The organism is Falsochrobactrum ovis, assembly GCF_003259955.1.
Classification (GTDB): Bacteria; Pseudomonadota; Alphaproteobacteria; order Rhizobiales; family Rhizobiaceae; genus Brucella; species Brucella ovis_A.
On record NZ_QLMK01000004.1, the window covers coordinates 58875 to 81097 of the forward strand.

Genomic DNA, 22223 nt, shown 5'->3' on the forward strand with positions numbered 1-22223 from the left:
CCAAACCATGAACCAGCGCATGAATGAACCACAAAGCGAAACCATAGCCGCCCGTATCAGCCGCATCCTTGCGGATCGCATTATTGCCGGCGATATTGAACCTGGCACCAAGCTGCGGCAGGACCATATCGCAGCCGAGTTTGAAACCAGTCATGTCCCTGTGCGTGAAGCGTTTCGCAGACTTGAAGCCCAAGGATTAGCCGTCTCAGAACCCCGTCGCGGAGTGCGCGTTGCTTCGTTTGACATAAGCGAAATTCGCGAGGTCGCAGAAATGCGCGCCGCACTTGAAGTATTGGCATTGCGACATGCAGCCCCTCATATCACCCGCGCTACACTCGATGCCGCCGAAGAAGCAACTCTTGAGGGGGATAAGTCCCGAGACGTCAGAAGCTGGGAAGAAGCCAACCGCCGTTTTCACCGTCTGATACTCGATCCCTGCAATATGCCGCGATTGCTTGCGACTATTGAGGATTTACATGCTGCAAGCGCTCGCTTTTTATTCGCTACCTGGCGATCAGAATGGGAAACGCGTACCGATCATGATCATCGCGCAATCCTGACGGCCTTAAGACAAAATGATATTGATCAAGCAGCAACTATTCTCGCCCGACATGTGCAGTGGATCGGCCATCGCCCCATAAAGACCGCATCAGGAAAGACACGCGATTCCTTCGCTATTGTCGGCTGAGCATTCTTACCAAAGCTGAATTTGGTCCAAACTTTCCAGCAAGAAAAGTCCCATACTTCCGCAAACGGAAGCCCATTTTTTCAATTGTCATCAATGCGACCATTCTGGGCCGATAAAGGAGCTAATTTTCATTTGGAAAGCCGAAATTTTTAACGATAAAAATTCCCGCTTGCAAATAATGCCGCTTCTTTTAATTATTATATAGATCGAATCTAAATTTTATCTATAATTTGAGGACAGCATGACGAGCATTTCCCCCACACGCCCCAGCTTCAGCCCACTTCATCTTGAATCGCGGTCAGCTGCGTTAAAAATTGGCGCCGTTGCCTTTGGTAGCTTGATTCTTGCACTGTCCTCGCAGATCGAAGTTCCGATGATCCCGGTTCCGATCACGCTGCAAACGCTCATCGTGCCCTTGATCGGCGCTCTTTATGGCTGGCGCCTTGGGCTCGCCACCGTGCTCGCATGGCTGGGCCAAGCTATGATCGGCCTTCCGGTCCTAGCTGGCGGCGCAGGCGGATTTGTGCATTTTGCAGGCCCCACCGGCGGCTATTTGGCTGCATTTCCAATTATCGCAGCCATGACCGGATATCTGGCCGAACACGGCTGGAACGGCAATCGCGTTGGTCTTGCCTTCATCTCATTCTTACTAGCCAATCTTGTTTGCCTTGCAATTGGCGCACTGTGGCTTTCGGGCCTAATTGGCATGGAAAAAGCAGTCGCTTTTGGCGTCACACCATTTCTCGCCGGAGCTCTGATCAAGTCCGCCCTCGGCGCAGCCATTCTGAAAGCCGCCGCACCTAAAAAATCATAACTGCCCAAGCTATGACGGTGCGGCTTCGTGGCCACCATCTGCTCTGTATGCTGACTTATATCGGCAAAGGCTATAGCCCGGCATTCGTCGAAAATTACGACGCAATTGCCGGGCAACTGTCAGCGGGTGCAGACATCCTTTTGGTTGATGGCCCGGATGATATTTGTCAGCCCTTATTATGCGCGTCTGACTGCCATTGCCTGGAGGAAACTGTAGTCAATCGCGACCAACTTGCGCTTGAGGCAGTATCTAATCTTCTGACAAGAGAGCTTAAAGCCGGAACTCGGCTTTCGCTGACGGCTGAGCTATTAAAGAAAATGCGCACCGCCTTTGCCAATGGCACATTGCGAGACGCCTGTGGCGGATGTGAATGGTCCGCGCTTTGTACACACATCGCGGTGAATGAGAATTACTCCGGCGTTCGCGTGATTTTGGATTGATAAAAACCGCCCAGATTGGACGGTTTTATTTAGAGATGTTGTTTCGATAGTTGCTCGCCTCAGCCGCGCTCAATCCCCAGCCACATAAAATCAGCGCCAAAATTCAGGAATAGATTCTGCAAGTCTTGGCCCTAAGCGCAAAGGTGCTACCTTTTCCGCAAGTCCGGTCCGGTCCGAAATCTCAATCCCTACCCCGCAAATCGTCGCCTCGCCATTGGCAGCTTCAAACCGCCGTTTGGGTACCTTCGAGAGAAAACGGTTCAAAGGTTCTTCCTTGTCCATACCAAGCGAAGAATCATAATCCCCGCACATGCCTGCATCCGACATATAGGCGGTTCCACCCCGCAAAATTTGGCTATCTGCTGTGGGGACATGGGTATGCGTTCCGATTACTGCACTGGCACGACCATCGACAAAATGGGCAAAACACTGTTTTTCGCTGGTGGCTTCCGCATGGAAATCAAAAAATATCGCATCTGCTTGCTCACCGAGTGGGCAGGCTTCCAAGATCCTCTCTGCTGCCATAAAAGGATCATCGAGATCGGGATGCATAAACACCCGCCCCATAATATTGGAAACAAGGATACGCGCGCCATTCCGGGCTATAAATAGCCCCTCGCCTTTTCCGGCTGTACCCTTGGGAAAATTGGCTGGCCGCAAAAAACGATCCTCACGCTTGGAAAACTCCAACGCCTCACGTTGATCCCATACATGGTTTCCGGTCGTGACCACATCGGCTCCCGCACGGATCGTATCGTGAAAAATTTCTTCCGTGATACCGAAACCGCCAGCGGCATTTTCTCCATTAACAATCACGAAATCCAGCTTGAAATCAGAAATCATGCCCGGGAGCTGATTGTAAACTGCGGTGCGCCCGGATCTGCCCACCATGTCGCCAAGAAAAAGTAATCTCATATCTGGTCTTTATCAGTCTTGATTAAAAATACGCAAGCCACTCTCGGTCAGCAACTGGTGAAGTGCGATATCATGGGGCTCATTGGGAATGTAATCAATCTCCTGGCAATCAAATGCCATGCCAATCAAAAGCGGTTCCAGCTTCCGCTCGGCAAATCGGGCTAGGGCTCTGTCATAATGCCCTGCACCATAACCAAGCCGATGTCCGCGTTTATCAAAACCCGCCAAAGGCATCAGCATCACCACAGGATCAACCAGCGGAGCCGTTTCATCTGGCCCCATAGTGCCAAAACCCGTCGGCACAAGCTCTGCATCCGGCAGGCATTCACGAAATGCTATGGTTTCGCGATCAAGCACCACTGGCAGGCACAGTCTCGCGCCCTTATCGCGTAAGGCAGTGAGAAGCGGCCGAGGATCCATTTCAGAGCGGATCGGCCAATATCCTGCGATAATCGCATTATCGGGAAAATTTATTGATTCATTCGCCGTCTTGGCCGCGGCGAGTGATGCCTCAAACCGATAGCGCGGGTCAAGCGCATCGCGTCGCGCTAAAACTTCCCGCCTAAGCGTCTGCTTATCCTTAATGCGGCTTACATCCGCCTGCGCCATTGCGATAACTCCAATTCCCGACAATGCCACTCTTAAAGCATGACAGAAAAAGTGAAAATAGTTTTACGGCCACTTTCGCCATCCGGACAATAAAGAAGTCGAAAATCAGATAATACCGCTAAAAGAACAAGGTGGCGACCACGACGACCGATGGATGTGATTGATCCCGGGAACCTACAAAGTAGGTGGGCGCCATATGCGAAGGCCCACGAGCCCTCACAGGGACAGCTCCCTTAGAGATCAATAAGGCCCCGGGGATGCTAAAACTCCTGTCGGGAAGCGCAGTTCGCCAAAGCCTATATAGGGCTTGTCTTGAGTTTGCGCCAGTACAATAGGTGTTTTTTACCAGAAATATATAAGTCTATTTACGAATTTGGTGATGGCAGAATACGCGCCGCGGCCTGTTCGATCCGTAGCGCGACTTCCGATAACATATCGGTCACCATCGCATCGTTACGGTCGGCGCTGGTAACAGCTTCATCGCGCGAGCGACGTAGCGTTTCCACCTCACTCTCCAGATTTTTGATGCGCTTATGTGCCTCATTAAGCTCATCAATAATCATTATGCCCGCCATGACAGTCAACCGAAGATCGCCTATTTCCCCGAAAGAGGATTTGAGATGGGTGACATACTGATCAAGCCGGGCAGCAAGACTGGCAAGATGTTCTTCTTGACCCTCATCACATGCCATCCGGTAGGATTTGCCGTCAATGATAACGGTTACAGTTGCCATAAAACCCCTCTATCGATCCAAAACGGCGCGGATTGTCTCCATTGCCGTGACAAGCCGACGCGACACTTCGCGGTTAGCAGCTTCCAGACGTTCGGCGCGTGCTTCCGACTGATCAAGTTCTTGCGCGAGGCGGCTGCGATCAGCGTTCATACGCTGCACCTCTTCCTCAGCTTCGGCAAAATCGCCTTCCTTGTCCAGCCGCAAGTCAACCGCTTCTTCAAGCGTATTGAGAGCCTTTTCCAGCCTTTCCAGGACTTGCCTGAGGGTTGTTTCGGGTGCCATTCACATCCTTTCCAGTGCCCGTCTTGAATTTGCGTCTCTTGGAAGCAAACGCCGTTAGCATCTTTCAGACCAAAGGGATATTATCACCCCCATAGGGACATTATCACCCAATGAATTCCGCAAGCATGCCGATATTTTTCCCAGAGCACACCGCGTGAAATCAAGACCGTTAAAATCCACCCATCCGCGCAGCATTACAGTTGGCGAATCGCGCCTCTTGAACGGGTTCCTTTCGCAGAACTGTAATAATCAGCTCCAAGATAAGCAACAAATGAGGGGCACAACCGGCAGTTCATACACTGTTATCCGCTCAAAAAACATTTTCCAACGGCTTGCTCACACCTCAAACATCTTAGTTTTGAGCAATCACACAGCGTTTATAGTTCAAAACTCATCGGTTTATTGACTCCTAATGCTCAGGTGCTATGTGTCCCCGTGCCCTTTGTCCGCACGTGAAAGGCTTTGCAATGCGCAACCGATACACCGTGTTTGACAATAGGCATCGCCGCAACCCCGTTAAACCCTCTATGGAAAGACGGCTGAGACCATGACGAATTCCGACAAACAGAACCAGATGGCTAACGCAATCCGCTTTCTCTCGATTGATGCGGTCGAGAAAGCCAATTCCGGCCATCCCGGCCTGCCCATGGGTGCAGCCGATATTGCTACAACCCTTTTCACCCGTTTCCTTTCGCACGATCCGCAGAATCCGCATTGGCCGGATCGCGACCGCTTCGTGCTTTCTGCCGGTCACGGGTCGATGCTGCTTTATTCGCTGCTCTACCTTTCGGGCTATGAAGACATCACCATTGATGAAATCAAGAATTTCCGCCAGCTCGGTTCACGCACAGCGGGCCATCCTGAATATGGCTATGCAGCAGGCATCGAAACAACCACCGGGCCCCTTGGCCAAGGTATTGCCAACGCCGTAGGCATGGCGCTTTCCGAGCGCATTCTGAATGCGCAATTCGGTGACAGCCTTGTTGATCACTACACCTATGTGATTGCAGGCGACGGCTGCCTTATGGAAGGCATCAGCCAGGAAGCCATTGCGCTTGCCGGTCATCTCAAGCTCAACAAGCTTATCGTTTTCTGGGATGACAACAACATCTCCATTGATGGCCCGATCTCGCTTGCTGATAATACCGATCAGCCGGCCCGCTTTGCAGCTTCTGGCTGGAATACGCTGGCAGTTGATGGTCACGACCAAGAAGCAATCGCAAAAGCAATCGAACAGGCGAAAGTTTCTGATCGCCCAACCCTAATCGCTTGCAAAACGACAATTGGTTTCGGCTCGCCCAACCGGGCAGGCACCAATAAAGTCCATGGCTCTCCGCTGGGAGCAGAAGAAGTCGCAGCAACCCGCAAGGCTCTTGGCTGGTCGGCTGAACCATTTGTTGTGCCTTCAGAAGTCTTGGACGCATGGCGCGTTGCCGGCCTCAATGCCGCTAAAAAGCGTCAGGAATGGGAAAAGCGCTTTGCTGCCGCCGCTCCTGAGACCCGTGCAGAATTTGAACGCCGCATGCGCGGTGACCTTCCGGTTGGTTTCGATGAAGCCATCAATGAGTATAAAAAGAAGCTTTCCGCCGATAAGCCGAAAGTCGCTACTCGCAAATCGTCCGAAATGGCGCTGGAAGTCATCAATGGCGTTGTACCTGAAACCATCGGCGGCTCAGCCGACCTGACCGGTTCCAACAACACCAAGACCAGCCAAACCCTCGCTGTTACGCCAGAAAATTACGGTGGTCGTTACATCCATTACGGCATTCGTGAACACGGTATGGCAGCCGCAATGAATGGTATGGCACTGCATGGCGGCCTGATCCCCTATTCCGGTACATTCCTGACATTCTCCGATTATGCCCGCCCGGCCATGCGCCTGTCATCTTTGATGGGCATTCGGGTTGTCTATGTTATGACCCATGACTCCATCGGACTTGGTGAAGATGGTCCAACTCACCAGCCCGTTGAGCATCTGGCGGCATTGCGTGCCATTCCCAACCACAACGTATTCCGCCCTGCGGACGCAGTGGAAGCGGCTGAGTGCTGGCAGCTTGCCCTTAAGTCGAAGAAAACCCCTTCGACTTTGGCTTTGACGCGCCAGAACTTGCCCGTCGTTCGCACGGAGCACAGTGAAGAAAATCTCTGTGGCTATGGTGCCTATGAGCTTGCAGCCGCAAGCAGCGAAGCAAAAGTCACAATTTTTGCGACCGGCTCCGAAGTTGAAATTGCTCTGAAAGCGCGTGATCTTCTTGAAGCTAAAGGCATTGCGACCCGTGTTGTTTCGGTTCCATGTTTCGAGCTTTTTGAAGAGCAGAGCGACAGCTATAAGCAAGCTATCCTTGGCAATGCGCCTGTGAAGCTTGCAATTGAAGCAGCCATTTCGCTGGGCTGGGACCGCTTCATTGGCGAAGATGGCATCTTCATTGGAATGAAGGGCTTTGGCGCATCGGGCGAGATTAGCGATCTCTACAAGCATTTTGGCATCACAGCCGAACATGCTGCCGAAGCTGCTGAAAAGAAACTTAATTCCGCCGCTTAATGTTAAAACGCCGGCGAAACCACAACGCCGGCGTTTGTTTTCCAGCCAGCTTTACCCACATAATTGGCTGAAGCATCTCATTTAGAAAAAACCCAGTCCGGAGATTTTGAAAATGGCAGTCCGCGTCGCTATCAATGGTTTTGGCCGCATCGGCCGTAATATTCTTCGCGCTATCGTCGAATCTGGCCGCACCGATATTCAGGTCGTCGCAATCAACGATCTTGGTCCAGTGGAAACCAATGCGCATCTGCTGCGCTATGACAGCATCCATGGTCGCTTCCCGCAGGAAGTAAAGGTCGAAGGCGATACGATTGATGTTGGCTATGGCCCGATCAAGGTTCATGCTGTGCGCAACCCGGCAGAACTGCCATGGAAGGAAGAAGGCGTCGATATTGCCCTTGAATGCACCGGTATCTTTACCAGTCGCGATAAGGCAGCACTCCATCTTGAAGCTGGCGCAAAGCGCGTAATCGTTTCAGCTCCTGCCGATGGCGCTGATCTGACCGTTGTTTATGGCGTCAACCATGACAAGCTTAGCAGCGAACATCAGGTCATTTCAAACGCGTCTTGCACGACTAACTGCCTTGCTCCCGTTGCGCAGGTTCTCAATGAAGCCATCGGCATCGAAAAAGGCTTTATGACCACGATCCACTCCTATACGGGTGACCAACCAACACTCGACACGATGCACAAGGATCTCTACCGCGCCCGCGCAGCGGCGCTTTCCATGATCCCGACATCGACCGGTGCTGCAAAGGCTGTTGGCCTGGTTCTTCCAGAACTCAAAGGCAAGCTTGACGGCGTTGCAATCCGCGTTCCGACCCCAAATGTTTCCGTTGTTGATCTGACTTTCATCGCCAAGCGTGAAACCTCTGTTGAGGAAATCAACAATGCGATCCGTGAAGCTGCCAATGGCCGCTTGAAGGGCATTTTGGGCTACACAGACGAACCGCTTGTCTCTCACGACTTCAACCATGATTCGCATTCCTCGGTCTTCCATATGGACCAGACCAAGGTCATGGACGGCACCATGGTGCGCATTCTGTCATGGTATGACAATGAGTGGGGTTTCTCCAGCCGCATGAGCGATACTGCCGTTGCTTTCGGCAAACTGATCTGATTAAGAACGCCCCTCGCTACGAGGGGCGTTTTCACTGTTAATGACATTCGAGGATATGCCGATGGATTTCCGCACTCTGGATGATGCAGACGTCAAATCAAAACGGGTTCTGGTTCGAGTGGATCTCAATGTGCCGATGGCCGATGGTAAAGTCACCGACCAGACTCGCATCGAGCGTATTATACCGACCGTTGAGGAACTAACGAAAAAAGGCGCCAAAGTTATTTTGCTCGCCCATTTTGGCCGTCCAAAGGGCGTGGCAACGCAAGAAAACTCTCTCAGCCAGGTAGTGGAACCGCTTTCTGAAATGCTCGGCCAGCCCGTGCATTTTGCGCAAGATTGCATTGGCGAGAAAGCCAAAGAAGCCGTTGACGCGCTCAATGATGGCGAGGTCTTGCTTCTCGAAAATACCCGCTTCCATAAAGGCGAAGAAAAAAATGACACCGATTTCGTCAAGGCACTGGCTGCCAATGGCGATCTCTATGTCAATGACGCTTTTTCCGCGGCTCATCGCGCGCATGCTTCAACCGAAGGGCTGGCTCATGTGCTGCCTGCCTTTGCTGGCCGCGCCATGCAGGCTGAACTTGAAGCGCTTGAAAAAGGCCTTGGCCAACCTGCCCGCCCTGTCGTGGCGATCGTCGGCGGCGCAAAGGTTTCAACCAAGCTCGATCTTCTTTCCAATCTGGTGGAAAAGGTAGACGCGCTGGTGATTGGTGGCGGCATGGCCAATACATTCCTGGCCGCTCAAGGACACGCAGTTGGCAAATCCCTTTGCGAACACGATCTTGCACCAACAGCGCGTGAGATCATGGCTAAAGCTGAAAAAACCAAATGCGCTATCATTTTGCCAGTGGACGCAGTGGTGGGCTGGCATTTTGCAGCCGATACGCCCAATCAAACATTCGGCATTGATGGCATTCCTGCGGACGGCATGATTTTGGATGCAGGCAGCCTATCGACAGATTTGATTGCCTCGGCAATCGACGACGCTGCAACGCTGATCTGGAACGGTCCGCTTGGTGCATTTGAGCTTCGCCCATTTGATGCAGCAACCGTTCGCACGGCAAAACATGTGGCCCAACGTACCAAAGCTGGAAAACTCGTCTCTGTCGGTGGCGGCGGTGATACAGTCGCAGCACTTAATCATGCAGGCGTCGCCGATGATTTTACTTATATCTCAACCGCTGGCGGTGCATTCTTGGAATGGATGGAAGGCAAACCTCTTCCCGGCGTGGATGTTCTGAAAAAATAAACAAATGGCCCGGTTTTACCGGGCCTTATCTTTCCAAAACGCAGTAATTATTCTTTGGGCGTAAGCCTTAGCAACCGGCCCGGATTATCATCTTCAATCAGCCAGATCGCACCATCGGAAGCGACTGCCACATCGCGGATACGATTTTCCATCGTAAATCTCTCCGTCTCATCCGGCTGCCCGTCACTATCGATATCAACCCGCACCAATGCCATACCGGCCAGCGCGCCGATAAGCGCAGACCCTTCCCAATCAGCAAACATCTTACCCTTGTAGAACGCCAAACCAGCTGGTGCGATCATCGGCGTCCAGAATAAGGGCGGCGCTTCAAATTCAGGACGCGTATTATGACGTGGGATGGGCCGTCCGCTATAATTATCTCCATTGGAAACGAGCGGCCACCCATAATTCGCGCCGGGTTGAATGAGATTAAACTCGTCTCCGCCGCGTGGCCCCATCTCATGTTCCCATAATTTTCCATCGGCAGAAAATGCAAGACCATATGGGTTGCGGTGCCCTTTGGACCAAGTGAGCGCCTTAATACCTTCGTCCTCTGCATATGGATTATCGGCTGGAGCCGAACCATCAAGATTCATACGCAGAATTTTTCCCATAGGCGCATTATCATCTTGCGCGGTTGCAGGGTCCATTCGGTCGCCAAGAGAAAGAAAAAGATATTTTTCATCGGGAGAAAAAGCGATAATGCCGCCCGGTTGCCCACCTTTGGCCGCAACACTCTGTTCCCAGATTGCAGCCCGGTCTTCAAGCCATGCCTTTCCATCCTCTTCCTTCAAAATTGCCCGCACCAGCATTACTCGGCTTCCCCCGCGAGCCGGTGCGTTGAAGGTGAAGTAAATGGCTCTGCTTTTGTTGAAATCTGGAGAAGGCGCAATATCCAGCAATCCGTTCTGCCCGCTAAACGCCACTTCCGGAACGCCGCTTACTTCTGTCTTTTCACCATTTTGCGTGACAATGAAAATTTTCCCGCCTTTTTCGGTGAGTAGAATGCGCTCATCCGGCAAAAACGCGATCGCCCAGGGCGTATCAAATTCAGCTATTGCCGAAATATGAAATGGTAGCTCTTCTCGGGCTTCTCGGTTTCCGGCATTGATGCTTTCGGCACGGATACTGGCCGGAGATAGCACGATCATCAACACGACCAATAGCCGCGAAAGTTTTATCAGAACCCGTCGCATTTTCTCTCCCTATGTCCCGCCAATAAATGGCGCAGCCCCGCGCTTTCGTTAAAAACTTTCTGCGGTAATGCCGTGACAGTCGGGCGAATTTATGCCTCCCAAAAATGAAATCCGACGATCATTGACATCATCAACAGGGCAGCAAGCGCTATTTTCCAAAAATCACCCCGCCGTTTCAAACCAGGCAGTCCGAGCGGCTTGATAAGGTGCAGGCCCATCAGCGTCAGAAGCAATACGGGAAATATTTTCGTCATAGCCAGCCTTAATTCCAAACTCTCTTTGTGCCGCAATCAGACAGAAGCTGCAAGCAACATCAATTTGAAGAATGATTTTTGAGCCTCCAACTTAAAATGATAGACGCGAGTACTTGGCTCTGCATAAACTGATCTCAAGGTCATTAGGCGCGCCTTTTCATCTGGAAGAGATGGCCAGGCCCGCGTTCTGGAGGAGACAGCATGACTTCAAAATATGCCGAGACCTATGCAGGCTGGAGAAAGGACCCAGAAGGTTTCTGGGCGGAGGCCGCAAATGCAATAGATTGGTTTAGGCCCTGGGATAAGGTGTTTTCGCCCGATCAGGGTGTTTATGGCCGCTGGTTTATCGGCGCTGAAACCAATACTTGCCACAATGCGCTGGATCGGCATGTAGCAAAAGGCAAAGGTGATCTAACCGCCCTAATCTATGAAAGTCCGGTCACCAGCAGCATACGCAAGATCACTTATCGTGAACTGCTCGAAGAAGTAGAAGCACTCTCTGCGGTCATGATTGATGAGGGCGTGAAGACTGGCGACCTTGTCTTGATTTATATGCCGATGGTTCCTGAAGCCGTAATATCTATGCTGGCTTGTGCGCGAATTGGCGCAATACATTCGGTTGTATTTGGCGGCTTTGCGGCAAATGAACTCGCATCACGCATTGATGACGCTAAACCATGTCTGATTATTGCCAGCTCCTGCGGTATCGAGCCATCACGTGTGGTGCCCTATCAAGTCATGCTGGATAAGGCGTTAGACCAAGCAACCCACAAGGTTCCTCGCTGCATCATTCTCCAGCGCCCCGAACATACGAGCGAATTGGTGGAAGGCCGGGATATCGATTACAAATCCGCAGTAGAAGCAGCTCGCGGACGCCACATTCCCTGCACGCCGGTTAAAGCCACCGATCCACTCTATGTGCTTTATACTTCCGGAACGACCGGAAAACCCAAAGGGGTAGTTCGCGACAATGGCGGACATATGGTGGCTCTGACCTGGTCAATGCAGCATGTTTTTGACGTTAAGGAAGGACAGGTTTTCTGGACCGCATCTGATGTCGGCTGGGTGGTGGGCCATTCTTATATTGTCTATGCACCACTGCTTGTTGGCGCGACAACCATTCTTTTTGAGGGAAAGCCGGTCGGAACACCCGACGCAGGAACCTATTGGCGCGTGGCTTCTGATCATGGCGTAGAGGTAATGTTCACCGCCCCGACCGCCCTTCGTGCCATTAAAAGAGAAGATGCCGACGGATCATTCGTCAAACAATATGACCTCTCCAAGCTTCGGGCATTATTTCTGGCAGGCGAGCGCGCCGATCCCGACACAATTCGCTGGGCAGAAGATCTGCTGCATCGCCCTGTGATCGATCACTGGTGGCAAACGGAAAGCGGCTGGCCAATCGCTGCCAATCCTTTAGGTCTGGGGCTCTTAGAGCTAAAATATGGCTCGCCCACTGTCTGCCTGCCCGGTTACGATATCAAGGTGCTTGATGATGAAGGAAATGAAGTAGAGCGCGGGCAACTGGGCAATATCGTCATCAAACTTCCGCTACCGCCGGGCTGTCTGCCGACCTTGTGGAACGCAGATGAACGCTTTCGAAGCGCTTATCTTTCTGAGTTTCCCGGTTATTACAAAACCGCGGATGCCGGTTTCATGGATGAGGATGGTTATCTCTATATAATGAGCCGCACCGACGACATCATCAATGTCGCAGGCCATCGCCTATCCACTGGAGCTATGGAAGAAGTGCTCTCAAGCCATCCCGACGTAGCGGAATGTGCCGTTTTGGGCATTTCTGATAAGCTTAAAGGACAAGTGCCCTGTGGTTTTATCGTTTTGAAATCCAATATTGATCGCCCCGTCAGCGAGGTTGAAACCGAGTGTGTGGCGCTCGTGCGGGAAAAGATTGGACCCGTTGCAGCTTTTCGCTACGTTTTGGCAGTAAAAAGACTGCCGAAAACACGATCAGGAAAAATACTTCGCTCTACGATCCAAAAAATTGCTGATGGCGAAGAATGGAACATGCCAGCAACAATTGACGATCCCGTCATCCTTGACGAGATCAGCTTCGTCTTGCGTGATCGACATATAGGGCTGGCTTATAGTTGAGCATGAAGCCCTTTCCACTCATCCAATATCATGAAACTAGTATTGGATACGCTTTCCGTTGAAAGGCTGATCCACTTCTTTAAAATAGCAAAAAGCCCGGCGAACCGGGCTTTTTTTACAAGAAAATCACGATTATTCTTGCTCTTCTTCATCGTCCCGTGAACCTTGAAGGGAAGACAGCTTCGCGAAAACCTTATCCGCGTCCAGCTCCTCTTCTTCTGACGGAACTTCATCGCGAAAATCAAGATTTTCGGTAGCCGATGCGGGCAGAAGCGTGCTGTCATCAGTCGTGGCAGGACGGTTGCGCGCAGCACGATCAACTTCAAGATCCAGATCAATCTGAGAGCAAAGGCCCAATGTCACCGGATCCATCGGCGTAAGATTTGCCGAATTCCAGTGCGTGCGGTTGCGAATCTGCTCAATAGTTGACTTGGTTGTTCCGATCAGACGCGAAATCTGTGCGTCTTTAAGTTCGGGATGATTGCGAACCAGCCAGAGAATCGCATTTGGACGGTCCTGGCGCTTGGAAAGCGGCGTATAGCGCGGACCCTTACGCTTTGATTCGGGAACGCGAACTTTCGGCTCAGACAATTTAAGGCGATGATTGACATCCTTTTCAGCCTTCGCAATTTCTTCACGCGAAAGCTGTCCAGTGATAATTGGATCAAGTCCTTTAATACCCTGAGAAGCCTCGCCATCAGCGATAGCTTTGACCTCAAGCGGGTGTAATTTGCAGAAAGCTGCAATCTGATCAAACGATAGCGCCGTATTATCGACAAGCCAGACGGCCGTTGCTTTCGGCATAAGAAGCTGGTTGGCCATTAGATATAATCCTCTTGTTCGTCCGCTCCGGTGGCGCGGGCCGTGGGAAAAACCACAATTTCCAGGAAATTATGGCTTATATATATTTTTTTTACTTCCAGAGCAAGAAACAGCTTCACTTGCCCCCATTGTTGAATGGCCAATACCATTCACGCAACATCAAGCACAATTTTACCGATGTGACTTCCACCTTCCATGCGCTCATGCGCTCGCCATGCATCTTTGAGTGAGAAAATCATATCCATAACCGGCGCGACGCGCCGTTCGGCAAGAAGTGGCCAGACTTTCGCTTCCAACTCCCGCGCAATCTCGGCTTTCACAGCAACAGGTCGGGGCCTCAGCGTAGAACCGGTGAGCGTAAGCCGCTTCGTCATAAGCCGACCAATATTGATCGTTGCTTTTATCCCGTTCAAAAACGCAATTTGCACAATGCGCCCGTCTTCCGCAGCGGCTTTCAAATTGCGCTCAACATAGTCCCCGCCAACCATATCGAGAATGACATCTGCGCCTTTTCCTGCGGTTACATCTTTTACCAATGTCACATAATCATCCTCTCGATAATTAACGACATGATCAGCGCCAAGCTTAAGGCATGCATCGCATTTTTCTTTGCTGCCCGCTGTTGCTATAACATTTGCACCAAAAGCCTTACCAAGCTGAATTGCGGTGGTTCCAATCCCTGACGACCCGCCATGAATCAGCAAAGTTTCACCGCTTTTGAGGCCCCCGCGCTGGAACACATTGTGCCAAACGGTGAAAAAAGTTTCGGGAAGAGCTGCCGCTTCAATATATCCGTAACCGGCCGGAAGCGGCAAAGCATTGCTTTCATGTACCGCCGCATATTCCGCATATCCCCCGCCCGCCAACAGGGCTACTACTTGGTCACCGGGACGAAAGCGCCCGCCCCCTTCACCCACAGCAACCACTTCACCTGCTATTTCCAACCCCGGAATATCGGATGCACCCGGTGGCGGCGGATAATGACCCTGCCTTTGTAATATGTCAGGACGATTGATTCCTGCTGCACGAACACGAACCAGAATTTCTCCTGCTTTTACCTCGGGTAGAGCACGTTGCGCTGGTCGCAGCATATTTGCTCCCCCGGGCGCAGCAATCTCTATCACTGTCATTTCGTTTGGCATCGCGGCCATAAGCATCCATCTCCTGTATTATTTCCACCCATATAGGCACAATATCCGATGAGGGAAATCATGATCGATTTTCGTAAATATATATGCCAAGATTCAACCAGTGTAATTGTTATCGGTGCGCGGTAATCATCGCCTCAGGAGAACGGACATGAGCGGCTTTGATGAAGAAGGGGGGAAGCCCCGCGAAACTCTGATTTTGAGCGAAGACGAACTAGCTCTTCTCTCCCTGCCCGAAATCGATCAACACATCGCCATTCTTGAGGCGGAAATAGAGCGTCTGAAAGCAGAAAGAATCAAAAAAGGCGACAGCCGAGCAGCAGCCGAGGCGCTTTTCCGTTTGTAAAACTATTCTATAGTTAAACCAAACGGATAATCTCCACACCACCAACGACGAAACTCCGGGATCAAACTTTTGCGAATTTACATTCAGGTTCTCGCACTTCTGTGCGGAACAGCATTTCTTCTGATTGCATCCGGTCTGCACGGTTTGCTCCTCCCGCTACGTGGAGACCTTGAAGGTTTTTCGGTAACCTCGCTGGGCATGCTTGGCACGACTTGGGCTGGCGGCTTTGTCGCCGGCTGTATTTTTGCACCCAGGCTAGTGCGCCGCGTAGGCCATGTGCGCGCATTTGGCTGCTTCGCGGCCAGTGCGGCGGTCATCGCTTTGCTATCAGGCATCTATGTTGAAGCCACAGTCTGGATTATCTTGCGTGCATTCACCGGATTTGCCATGGCTGGCGCCTTTATGGTGATTGAAAGCTGGCTGAATGAGCGCGCAACCAACGAATCCCGCGGTAGGATTTTTGGCCTCTATATGATGGTCAATTATGGAGCCACCATGGGAGGGCAAATGCTCGTCTCGGTGGGTGACATTCGTAATGATCACCTATTCATGATCACCGGCATTTTCTTTTGTCTGGCACTTATTCCCACTGCGATTTCAACAGCCGTCAGCCCTAAACCTCTCACAGAAGTCCGGCTTGATCTAAAAGTTCTTTACCGCAATTCACCTGCTGCTTTCATTGGTTGCATGCTGATAGGGATCGCCAATGGAGCATGGGGAACCTTGGGCGCCGTTTACGGAGCACAATCAGGAATTTCGACAACTGAAATTGCAATCATGGTCAGCGTAACCATCGCATCTGGCGCATTGATGCAAATTCCAGTCGGGCGCATATCCGATTTGGTGGACCGGCGTTTTGTTTTGGCAGGAGTTGGCGGGCTCGCAGCGCTTGTCGGCCTGTTTGCTTTTTTAGTCAGACCAACAAGTGGCACCTTCATCATCATAACGGCCGGTTTTTATGGCGCTCTCGCTTATGCACTTTACCCGGTTGCAGTCGCCCACGCCAACGACCACGCATCATCCGAAAATTTCGTAAAAGTTTCCGGAGGACTGCTTCTGCTTTACGGGTTCGGGACCATGCTAGGCCCCCTGCTTGGCGCGCTATCTATGAGCGTTTTGTGGCCTTCAGCGCTTTTTGCAGTCACGGCTATAGCGCATATTTTAATTACAGCCTTCGCCATGTTTCGCTATCGCAAACGCGCATCGGTGCCGCAATCTGAAAAAGACAATTTCAAGAGCATGCCATCAAGTCGAGGCACGACTCAGGAGGTCCTTAATCTCGATCCAAGAGCAGAGGCTGATAGCTGAGCGCAGACAGCCTGCTTTGGTCAAAAGTTAATAGAAGGCGGCTGCGGGACAGCCGCCAGTATCTATAAAAGTGCTAACGTAATATGTTGTTAGCCCCTCGTTAAGTCTGGTTTTCCGGATTACTAGTGGCGAGTTCCTTGGGATTTCAGCTTTTCAATCTGCTCTTTAAGCATGAGCTTTTTGCGCTTCAGAGATGCGACGTGAAGGTTGTCCGTTGCCGGTGACGCCATGGCATCGGAAATTTCCTTTTCCAGAGCGCCGTGCTTCTTTTCGAGCGTGGCAAGATGGGACTCAATAGTCATCATCATTTCTCCTTTGCTTGTTTCGCGTCAGATGAACCGTGCAGCGCAACCGCACACTCATCCGCTTTCCCCCGCTGCACTCAAGCCATGCGGGACGGCTGACCTAAACAACAGCTTCGCGTCTGTCGTTCCATGACAGAACAATGACAGTTTGGCACGAGTCTGACAGAATGTCGAATTTGTCGTGGCAGCATTTTCGTGACATAAAAAATGTGTTATGGCATCCTTATCGTAGGCTTTCAGCGTTTTAAAAAAGCGACAAGAAAGCAAGTAACATATTACTGAAAATACGGGGCAAAACCGCATGTCCGATCAGGAACAGGCCAATATAAGATTGGCCGTAGCACGTCTGAAACAGGAACACGCGGATTTTGATGCGGCCATTAATGCGATGATAGCGATGGGCTGCGACCAGCTACGTATTCAGCGTATGAAAAAGAAAAAGCTGGCTATCAAGGACAAACTTCAAGATATGGAAGATCAGGTGATACCCGACATAATCGCCTGAGCTGTTTAGTGCCTGCATAGGCTGGATTTTCCGGCTTATTTCCCCATGAGTTTCATCAAACCAATAATCCGGAGCAAAAAATGAGCGGTAGCGCAGACGTCGCGATCATTATGGGTAGCCAGACCGATTGGGAAACCATGCGCCACGCGGCCGATACCCTGGATGCATTGGGAATCACATTTGATACGCGGATTGTTTCTGCGCATCGCACCCCCGATCGGCTGGTCACATTTGCTAAGGGCGCCCGCGACGAGGGTTTCAAGGTAATAATTGCCGGTGCAGGCGGCGCAGCTCATCTGCCCGGGATGACCGCCTCTATGACTCCGCTGCCCGTATTTGGCGTGCCCGTTCAATCGAAAGCCCTTTCCGGGCAGGATTCTCTTTTGTCGATTGTGCAGATGCCCGCGGGAATCCCGGTAGGCACTTTGGCGATTGGCCGCGCAGGCGCTGTCAATGCCGCACTCCTCGCAGCTTCTGTACTGGCACTTTATGATGAAGCCTTGGCTGCCCGACTGGATGAATGGCGCCAGGCCCAGACCGAAAGCGTAGCAGAGCGCCCGGCAAATGAGAACTGAGGTGAATAAGAACTGATATGACAAACAAAGCACTACCGGCCGGTTCAGTAATCGGAATTATCGGCGGCGGCCAATTGGGACGCATGCTTGCCATTGCCGCAGCCCGGCTTGGCTACCAGACCATTATTCTTGAACCTCAAGCCGATTGCCCCGCAGCTCAAACTGCCAATCGCCAAATTGTTGCTGCCTATGATGATCCCGCAGCTCTGGCTGAGCTAGCGGCTGCTTGTGATGTCGTAACTTATGAGTTTGAAAATGTGCCGGTAAATGCCGCAGACAAGCTTGCAGAAACCGTAACTGTCTTACCCCCTCCGGCAGCACTGGAAATTTCACAAGATCGATTTGCCGAAAAGCAATTTCTCAACGAAAGCGGGATTGAAACTGCTCCCTGGCGTTCGGTTGATGACGAAGAAACTTTAATTGCTGCTTTGGGAGCGCTTGGTGAAAAAGGCATCCTAAAGACGCGTCGGTTCGGTTATGACGGCAAAGGACAAGTCCGCCTTCAATCACTTGATGAAGCTCGTGCCCGCGAAGCATTGGATGCTATTCATCATGCTCCCGCTATCTTAGAGGGCTTCATTGCTTTCGAACGCGAAGTTTCAGTTATCGCTGCCCGTGACCGCTATGGAGATATCGCAATCTTCGATATAGCTGAGAATGTCCATAAAGATGGCATCCTCGCGACCTCTACAGTGCCGGCCAAAATTTCTGAAAAGACTGCCGAAGCAGCCAGAGGCGCGGCAGAAAAATTACTGCATGCTCTCGATTATGTTGGCGTCCTTGGGCTTGAATTCTTCGTTCTTGAAGATGGAAGCCTGCTTGCAAATGAATTTGCTCCACGCGTCCATAATTCCGGTCATTGGACGGAAGCTGCATGCGCAATCTCGCAGTTTGAACAACATATCCGCGCAGTCGCTGGCCTGCCCTTAGGCAACACAAACCGCCATTCTGACTGCGTAATGGAAAATCTAATCGGGGATGATGTAGAACAGATCCCAGCCATACTTTCCGAGCCGAACGCAGTTCTGCATCTTTATGGCAAAAAAGAAGTCCGTTCAGGCCGTAAAATGGGCCATGTGACCCGTATCCGACCGATCCGCGCTTCATAGACGCCCTTTGTTAAATAGAATCGATTCTCACAAATTTTCGTTATGCCAGTAAAGTTTTCCTGAGCTGGCATCGAAACAACTTCTTTTTAACATTAGCGTCTGTTTGATCCTCATTTTCCGGCTCGTCTATAGTGAATCTCATGTACAAGAGTTGACATTTGCTCGGATTTTTGTGTATTTCAGCCAACCCTTCAGGCACATGACCGTGTCTGTAATCAATTGGCGCCATGAGCGCCTGTTTTTATGGCGCCCGATGACATCCATGTCCACGGGCCAACAAGACCGGTGATTGACATGAAGATCAAGAACTCGCTTAAAGCGCTCAAGGCCCGTCATCGTGACTGCCAGCTCGTCCGTCGCAAGGGCCGCGTTTACATCATTAATAAGTCTGCCCCGCGCTTTAAGGCTCGTCAGGGCTAATCTTATAATAAGATTTGCATTTAACGTTTCGCTACGCATAATATCTCTTATGCGTTTGCGAAACGTTTTTGCTTATTCAGTTATTTCTGCGCAGATACTATTTTTGAGCGCGTGCGCTGTGCTGGCCATAGCGGCTACGCCAGTAAATGCGCAAACCAAATCTCCCTCATCTTCGGAATTTAAAGCACCTCTTACAGCGGTTTATCGGGACAGAGATATTGCTCAAGGGGCTAACGATCGTGCGGATCAATCATCTCAGGAACCAACATCTGATGAACGATTGGATCTACTTTTTTCCGAACTCAAACGCACCCGCAATGAGGCTAAAGCCAAACGCATAGCCGTCCAAATCAATCGCATTTGGTCACATTCCGGGAGTGCCACCATAGACTTGCTTATGCAATGGGCAAATGCGGCAATGCTTGAGCGTCGCTATACCGCCGCGCTTGATTTTCTCAACGAATCAATAGGCCTTGATCCTGATTATGCCGAGGCGTGGAACCGGCGCGCCGCAGTCTATTTTCTGCTCAATGATTATGCGCGCTCCATGTATGACATCAACAAGACGCTCGAACTTGAACCGCGCCATTATGGTGCACTGGCAGGAATGGCAGAAATCCTGCGCGCCCGCGGCTTCAAAGAACAGGCTATGAAAGCCTATGAGAAAGTTCTTCAAATCAATCCAATGATGCGTGACGCGCAAAAAAGCTTTATTGAGTTGACGGAAGAGCTGACCGATACGCGCACCTGATAAGCACAAACAAAAATGCGCCCCGAAAGGCGCATTTCTATTTCATAACAATCTAGCCTATCAGCTGGCCGACTGGCCATCCGCACCGATGTAAGCGATGCGCAGCATATTGGTTGCGCCCGGTGTTCCGAATGGCACACCCGCCGTAATAATAATGCGATCACCGGCTTCAGCGAATTTCTCCGTGAAGGCAATTTTACAGGCGTGATCAACCATGCCTTCCAGCTCGTCAGCATCATGGGTAACAACACAATGCAGGCCCCACACCAAAGACAATCGACGCGCAGTATCCACAACTGGCGATAGCGCGATGATTGGCGTGCTCGGACGCTCGCGCGCCGCACGCAGGCCCGTCGTTCCCGATGCCGTATAAGTGACAATCGCTGACAGACGCAGTGTTTCAGCAATCTGACGCGCCGCAAGTGAAATTGCATCCGCGCCGGTTGGCTCTGGAATTCCGCGCTGCGCATCAATAATATTCGGATAGGTTGGATCACGCTCCACCTTTTCCGCAATCCGGTTCATGGTCGCTACCGCTTCGACCGGATATTGGCCCGATGCGGATTCAGCCGATAGCATGATCGCATCCGCACCCTCAAAAACGGCTGTTGCAACGTCTGAAACTTCCGCACGTGTCGGCACAGGCGCGGAAATCATGGATTCCAGCATTTGTGTGGCCACGACGACTGGCTTACCAGCACGACGTGCTTTACGCGTGATTTGTTTCTGAATTCCCGGCACGCTTTCCAGCGGCATTTCGACGCCAAGATCACCCCGTGCAACCATCAAAGCGTCGGACAGTTCAATAATTTCATCCAATCGCGTTACCGCCTGTGGCTTTTCAATCTTCGACATCAAGCCAACTTTGCCGCGTGAAATCTTACGCACCTCAACCAGATCTTCTGGGCGCTGAATAAATGATAATGCCACCCAGTCGATATCTTCTTTGAGTACGGCCTCAAGATCTTTATGATCTTTTTCCGTCAACGCACCAACACCCAGCGTGGTGTCAGGAAGGCTCACACCTTTACGGTCTGAAATATGGGTGCCTGAAATCACCTTACAACGTATGGATTTGCCATCGCATTCTTCAGCGACCAGGTGCAAGCGCCCATCATCGACCAGCAGCCGGTGTCCCGGCTGAACTGCTTCAAGAATTTCCGGATGAGGAAGGAAAACGCGATTTTCATCACCGGGCGCTTCATTGTTGTCAAAGGTGAATGTCTGGCCGGCAGAGAGCTCAGCCTTGGTGTCTTTGAACTTGCCCACACGCAACTTCGGACCTTGCAAATCCGCAAGAATGCCAATCGGCCGACCGATTTCTTTCTCCACGTTCCGGATACGCTGCACGAGCGTACGCATCAGATCGTGATCTGCATGGCTCATATTAATACGAAAAACATCTGCTCCGGCCTCGAAAAGCTGACGGATGACTGATTCTTCACCAGAGGCCGGACCCAGAGTGGCGAGAATCTTGACCTTGCGGTTGCGCTTCATTGATTATTCGTTCCTGTAACAGTGGGGGTTTCTAACGGCGTTTCATCGGTGAGCTGTACCATCCAGCTCGATTGTTCCCCGGTATCATATTCTTGGAAACCATTGCGCTGAAAGCCGCGTGCAAAGCAGTCCTTGACGCCGGTGATACGGAATTCGTTTTCTGCAACACACATATTAACTTTACCTTCCCAGCGTCCCCCGCCCTGGGAATCTTCAGCATATAAATAATAAAAACGGGACGTTAGCGGGCCTTCAATGAGCGTTTTGCACGTCGAGCCATCAATATGCCACCAGCCCTCTGTCACCCAGCCTGCTTTCGCACGGTAACCAACAGCTACACCGACAAGGTTCTGTGTCGAGTTACACACTCGAAAATCGGCATGTGCTTCCATGGACGTCATGCCTATTGCGCTACTTACGACGCTGATAAACAATCCACACAACAACGGAAGTCGCATTCGCTGAACTCCTTCAGCCTG

At 51.3% G+C, this 22223-nt stretch carries 25 protein-coding genes and 1 other RNA gene; 14 read left to right on the plus strand and 12 right to left on the minus strand.

The window, feature by feature from the left end; all coding sequences use genetic code 11:
* The first annotated feature begins 7 nt into the window (after positions 1–7).
* From C7374_RS07580 to C7374_RS07590, 3 genes are all read left to right on the plus strand, one after another.
* Positions 8–688 (plus strand): GntR family transcriptional regulator, encoded by a 681-nt coding sequence (locus C7374_RS07580; RefSeq protein ID WP_210205096.1) that lies wholly within the window; start codon positions 8–10, stop codon positions 686–688.
* Between the two features lie 241 nt (positions 689–929).
* Positions 930–1502: a biotin transporter BioY gene (locus tag C7374_RS07585; RefSeq protein ID WP_111575026.1), complete on the plus strand. Its 573-nt coding sequence runs from the start codon at positions 930–932 to the stop codon at positions 1500–1502.
* 11 nt (positions 1503–1513) lie between these two features.
* Positions 1514–1942 carry a DUF1284 domain-containing protein gene (locus C7374_RS07590; RefSeq protein WP_111575027.1) on the plus strand — a complete coding sequence of 143 codons (429 nt, stop codon included), beginning with the start codon at positions 1514–1516 and terminating at the stop codon, positions 1940–1942.
* A 90-nt stretch (positions 1943–2032) separates the two neighbouring features.
* Here C7374_RS07590 and C7374_RS07595 read toward each other — a convergent pair whose 3' ends face one another.
* From C7374_RS07595 to C7374_RS07615, 5 genes are all read right to left on the minus strand, one after another.
* Positions 2033–2857, minus strand: a complete 825-nt coding sequence (locus tag C7374_RS07595) for a TIGR00282 family metallophosphoesterase (RefSeq protein ID WP_111575028.1) — start codon at positions 2855–2857, stop codon at positions 2033–2035.
* A gap of 12 nt (positions 2858–2869) precedes the next feature.
* Positions 2870–3466 carry a 5-formyltetrahydrofolate cyclo-ligase gene (locus tag C7374_RS07600; protein WP_111575029.1) on the minus strand — a complete coding sequence of 199 codons (597 nt, stop codon included), beginning with the start codon at positions 3464–3466 and terminating at the stop codon, positions 2870–2872.
* 132 nt (positions 3467–3598) lie between these two features.
* Positions 3599–3757, minus strand: a non-coding RNA gene (gene ssrS / locus C7374_RS07605) — 6S RNA.
* A gap of 74 nt (positions 3758–3831) precedes the next feature.
* Positions 3832–4200, minus strand: coding sequence for a cell division protein ZapA (locus C7374_RS07610; protein ID WP_111575030.1), 369 nt, complete (start codon positions 4198–4200; stop codon positions 3832–3834).
* Between the two features lie 9 nt (positions 4201–4209).
* Positions 4210–4482 (minus strand): DUF4164 domain-containing protein, encoded by a 273-nt coding sequence (locus C7374_RS07615; protein WP_111575031.1) that lies wholly within the window; start codon positions 4480–4482, stop codon positions 4210–4212.
* Between the two features lie 547 nt (positions 4483–5029).
* On the opposite strand from C7374_RS07615, the gene tkt reads away from it, so the two are divergent.
* From tkt to C7374_RS07630, 3 genes are all read left to right on the plus strand, one after another.
* Positions 5030–7024 carry a transketolase gene (gene tkt / locus C7374_RS07620; RefSeq protein ID WP_111575032.1) on the plus strand — a complete coding sequence of 665 codons (1995 nt, stop codon included), beginning with the start codon at positions 5030–5032 and terminating at the stop codon, positions 7022–7024.
* A 112-nt stretch (positions 7025–7136) separates the two neighbouring features.
* On the plus strand, positions 7137–8144 hold the full coding sequence (gene gap, locus C7374_RS07625; protein ID WP_111575033.1) for a type I glyceraldehyde-3-phosphate dehydrogenase: 1008 nt from the start codon (positions 7137–7139) through the stop codon (positions 8142–8144).
* A gap of 61 nt (positions 8145–8205) precedes the next feature.
* The gene (locus C7374_RS07630; RefSeq protein ID WP_111575034.1) at positions 8206–9396 is read left to right on the plus strand and encodes a phosphoglycerate kinase; all 1191 of its coding nucleotides are present in this window, start codon (positions 8206–8208) and stop codon (positions 9394–9396) included.
* 47 nt (positions 9397–9443) lie between these two features.
* Here the strand turns inward: C7374_RS07630 and C7374_RS07635 are convergent, their stop codons facing one another.
* Entirely contained in the window at positions 9444–10592 is a 1149-nt protein-coding gene (locus tag C7374_RS07635; protein WP_111575035.1) for a PQQ-dependent sugar dehydrogenase, read from the minus strand.
* An 89-nt stretch (positions 10593–10681) separates the two neighbouring features.
* Positions 10682–10846 carry a hypothetical protein gene (locus C7374_RS16160; protein ID WP_170130225.1) on the minus strand — a complete coding sequence of 55 codons (165 nt, stop codon included), beginning with the start codon at positions 10844–10846 and terminating at the stop codon, positions 10682–10684.
* Between the two features lie 201 nt (positions 10847–11047).
* On the opposite strand from C7374_RS16160, the gene C7374_RS07640 reads away from it, so the two are divergent.
* Positions 11048–12958: a propionyl-CoA synthetase gene (locus C7374_RS07640; protein ID WP_111575036.1), complete on the plus strand. Its 1911-nt coding sequence runs from the start codon at positions 11048–11050 to the stop codon at positions 12956–12958.
* A 132-nt stretch (positions 12959–13090) separates the two neighbouring features.
* Here the strand turns inward: C7374_RS07640 and C7374_RS07645 are convergent, their stop codons facing one another.
* Both C7374_RS07645 and C7374_RS07650 read right to left on the minus strand, forming a co-directional pair.
* Positions 13091–13780 (minus strand): DUF1013 domain-containing protein, encoded by a 690-nt coding sequence (locus C7374_RS07645; protein ID WP_111575037.1) that lies wholly within the window; start codon positions 13778–13780, stop codon positions 13091–13093.
* Positions 13781–13929: 149 nt separating this feature from the next.
* Complete coding sequence (locus tag C7374_RS07650) at positions 13930–14937, minus strand: NAD(P)H-quinone oxidoreductase (RefSeq protein ID WP_111575038.1); 1008 nt, start codon at positions 14935–14937, stop codon at positions 13930–13932.
* A gap of 142 nt (positions 14938–15079) precedes the next feature.
* On the opposite strand from C7374_RS07650, the gene C7374_RS07655 reads away from it, so the two are divergent.
* Both C7374_RS07655 and C7374_RS07660 read left to right on the plus strand, forming a co-directional pair.
* Entirely contained in the window at positions 15080–15274 is a 195-nt protein-coding gene (locus tag C7374_RS07655; RefSeq protein ID WP_111575039.1) for a DUF1192 family protein, read from the plus strand.
* Positions 15275–15343: 69 nt separating this feature from the next.
* Positions 15344–16582, plus strand: coding sequence for an MFS transporter (locus C7374_RS07660; protein WP_111575040.1), 1239 nt, complete (start codon positions 15344–15346; stop codon positions 16580–16582).
* 122 nt (positions 16583–16704) lie between these two features.
* Here C7374_RS07660 and C7374_RS07665 read toward each other — a convergent pair whose 3' ends face one another.
* On the minus strand, positions 16705–16887 hold the full coding sequence (locus C7374_RS07665; RefSeq protein ID WP_210205097.1) for a YdcH family protein: 183 nt from the start codon (positions 16885–16887) through the stop codon (positions 16705–16707).
* Positions 16888–17188: 301 nt separating this feature from the next.
* Here C7374_RS07665 and C7374_RS07670 point away from each other — a divergent pair, with 301 nt between their 5' ends.
* From C7374_RS07670 to C7374_RS07695, 5 genes are all read left to right on the plus strand, one after another.
* The gene (locus C7374_RS07670) at positions 17189–17392 is read left to right on the plus strand and encodes a YdcH family protein (RefSeq protein ID WP_111575041.1); all 204 of its coding nucleotides are present in this window, start codon (positions 17189–17191) and stop codon (positions 17390–17392) included.
* 80 nt (positions 17393–17472) lie between these two features.
* Entirely contained in the window at positions 17473–17967 is a 495-nt protein-coding gene (gene purE / locus C7374_RS07675; RefSeq protein WP_111575042.1) for a 5-(carboxyamino)imidazole ribonucleotide mutase, read from the plus strand.
* Positions 17968–17984: 17 nt separating this feature from the next.
* Entirely contained in the window at positions 17985–19076 is a 1092-nt protein-coding gene (locus C7374_RS07680; RefSeq protein ID WP_111575043.1) for a 5-(carboxyamino)imidazole ribonucleotide synthase, read from the plus strand.
* A gap of 294 nt (positions 19077–19370) precedes the next feature.
* Positions 19371–19496: a type B 50S ribosomal protein L36 gene (ykgO, locus tag C7374_RS07690; RefSeq protein ID WP_111575132.1), complete on the plus strand. Its 126-nt coding sequence runs from the start codon at positions 19371–19373 to the stop codon at positions 19494–19496.
* A 103-nt stretch (positions 19497–19599) separates the two neighbouring features.
* Positions 19600–20247 carry a tetratricopeptide repeat protein gene (locus C7374_RS07695; RefSeq protein ID WP_374850329.1) on the plus strand — a complete coding sequence of 216 codons (648 nt, stop codon included), beginning with the start codon at positions 19600–19602 and terminating at the stop codon, positions 20245–20247.
* A gap of 60 nt (positions 20248–20307) precedes the next feature.
* Here C7374_RS07695 and pyk read toward each other — a convergent pair whose 3' ends face one another.
* Positions 20308–21744 (minus strand): pyruvate kinase, encoded by a 1437-nt coding sequence (gene pyk, locus C7374_RS07700; RefSeq protein WP_111575046.1) that lies wholly within the window; start codon positions 21742–21744, stop codon positions 20308–20310.
* On the minus strand, positions 21741–22202 hold the full coding sequence (locus C7374_RS07705; protein ID WP_111575047.1) for a DUF1036 domain-containing protein: 462 nt from the start codon (positions 22200–22202) through the stop codon (positions 21741–21743). The genes pyk and C7374_RS07705 overlap by 4 nt, the downstream gene beginning before the upstream one ends.
* Between the last annotated feature and the right edge of the window lie 21 nt (positions 22203–22223).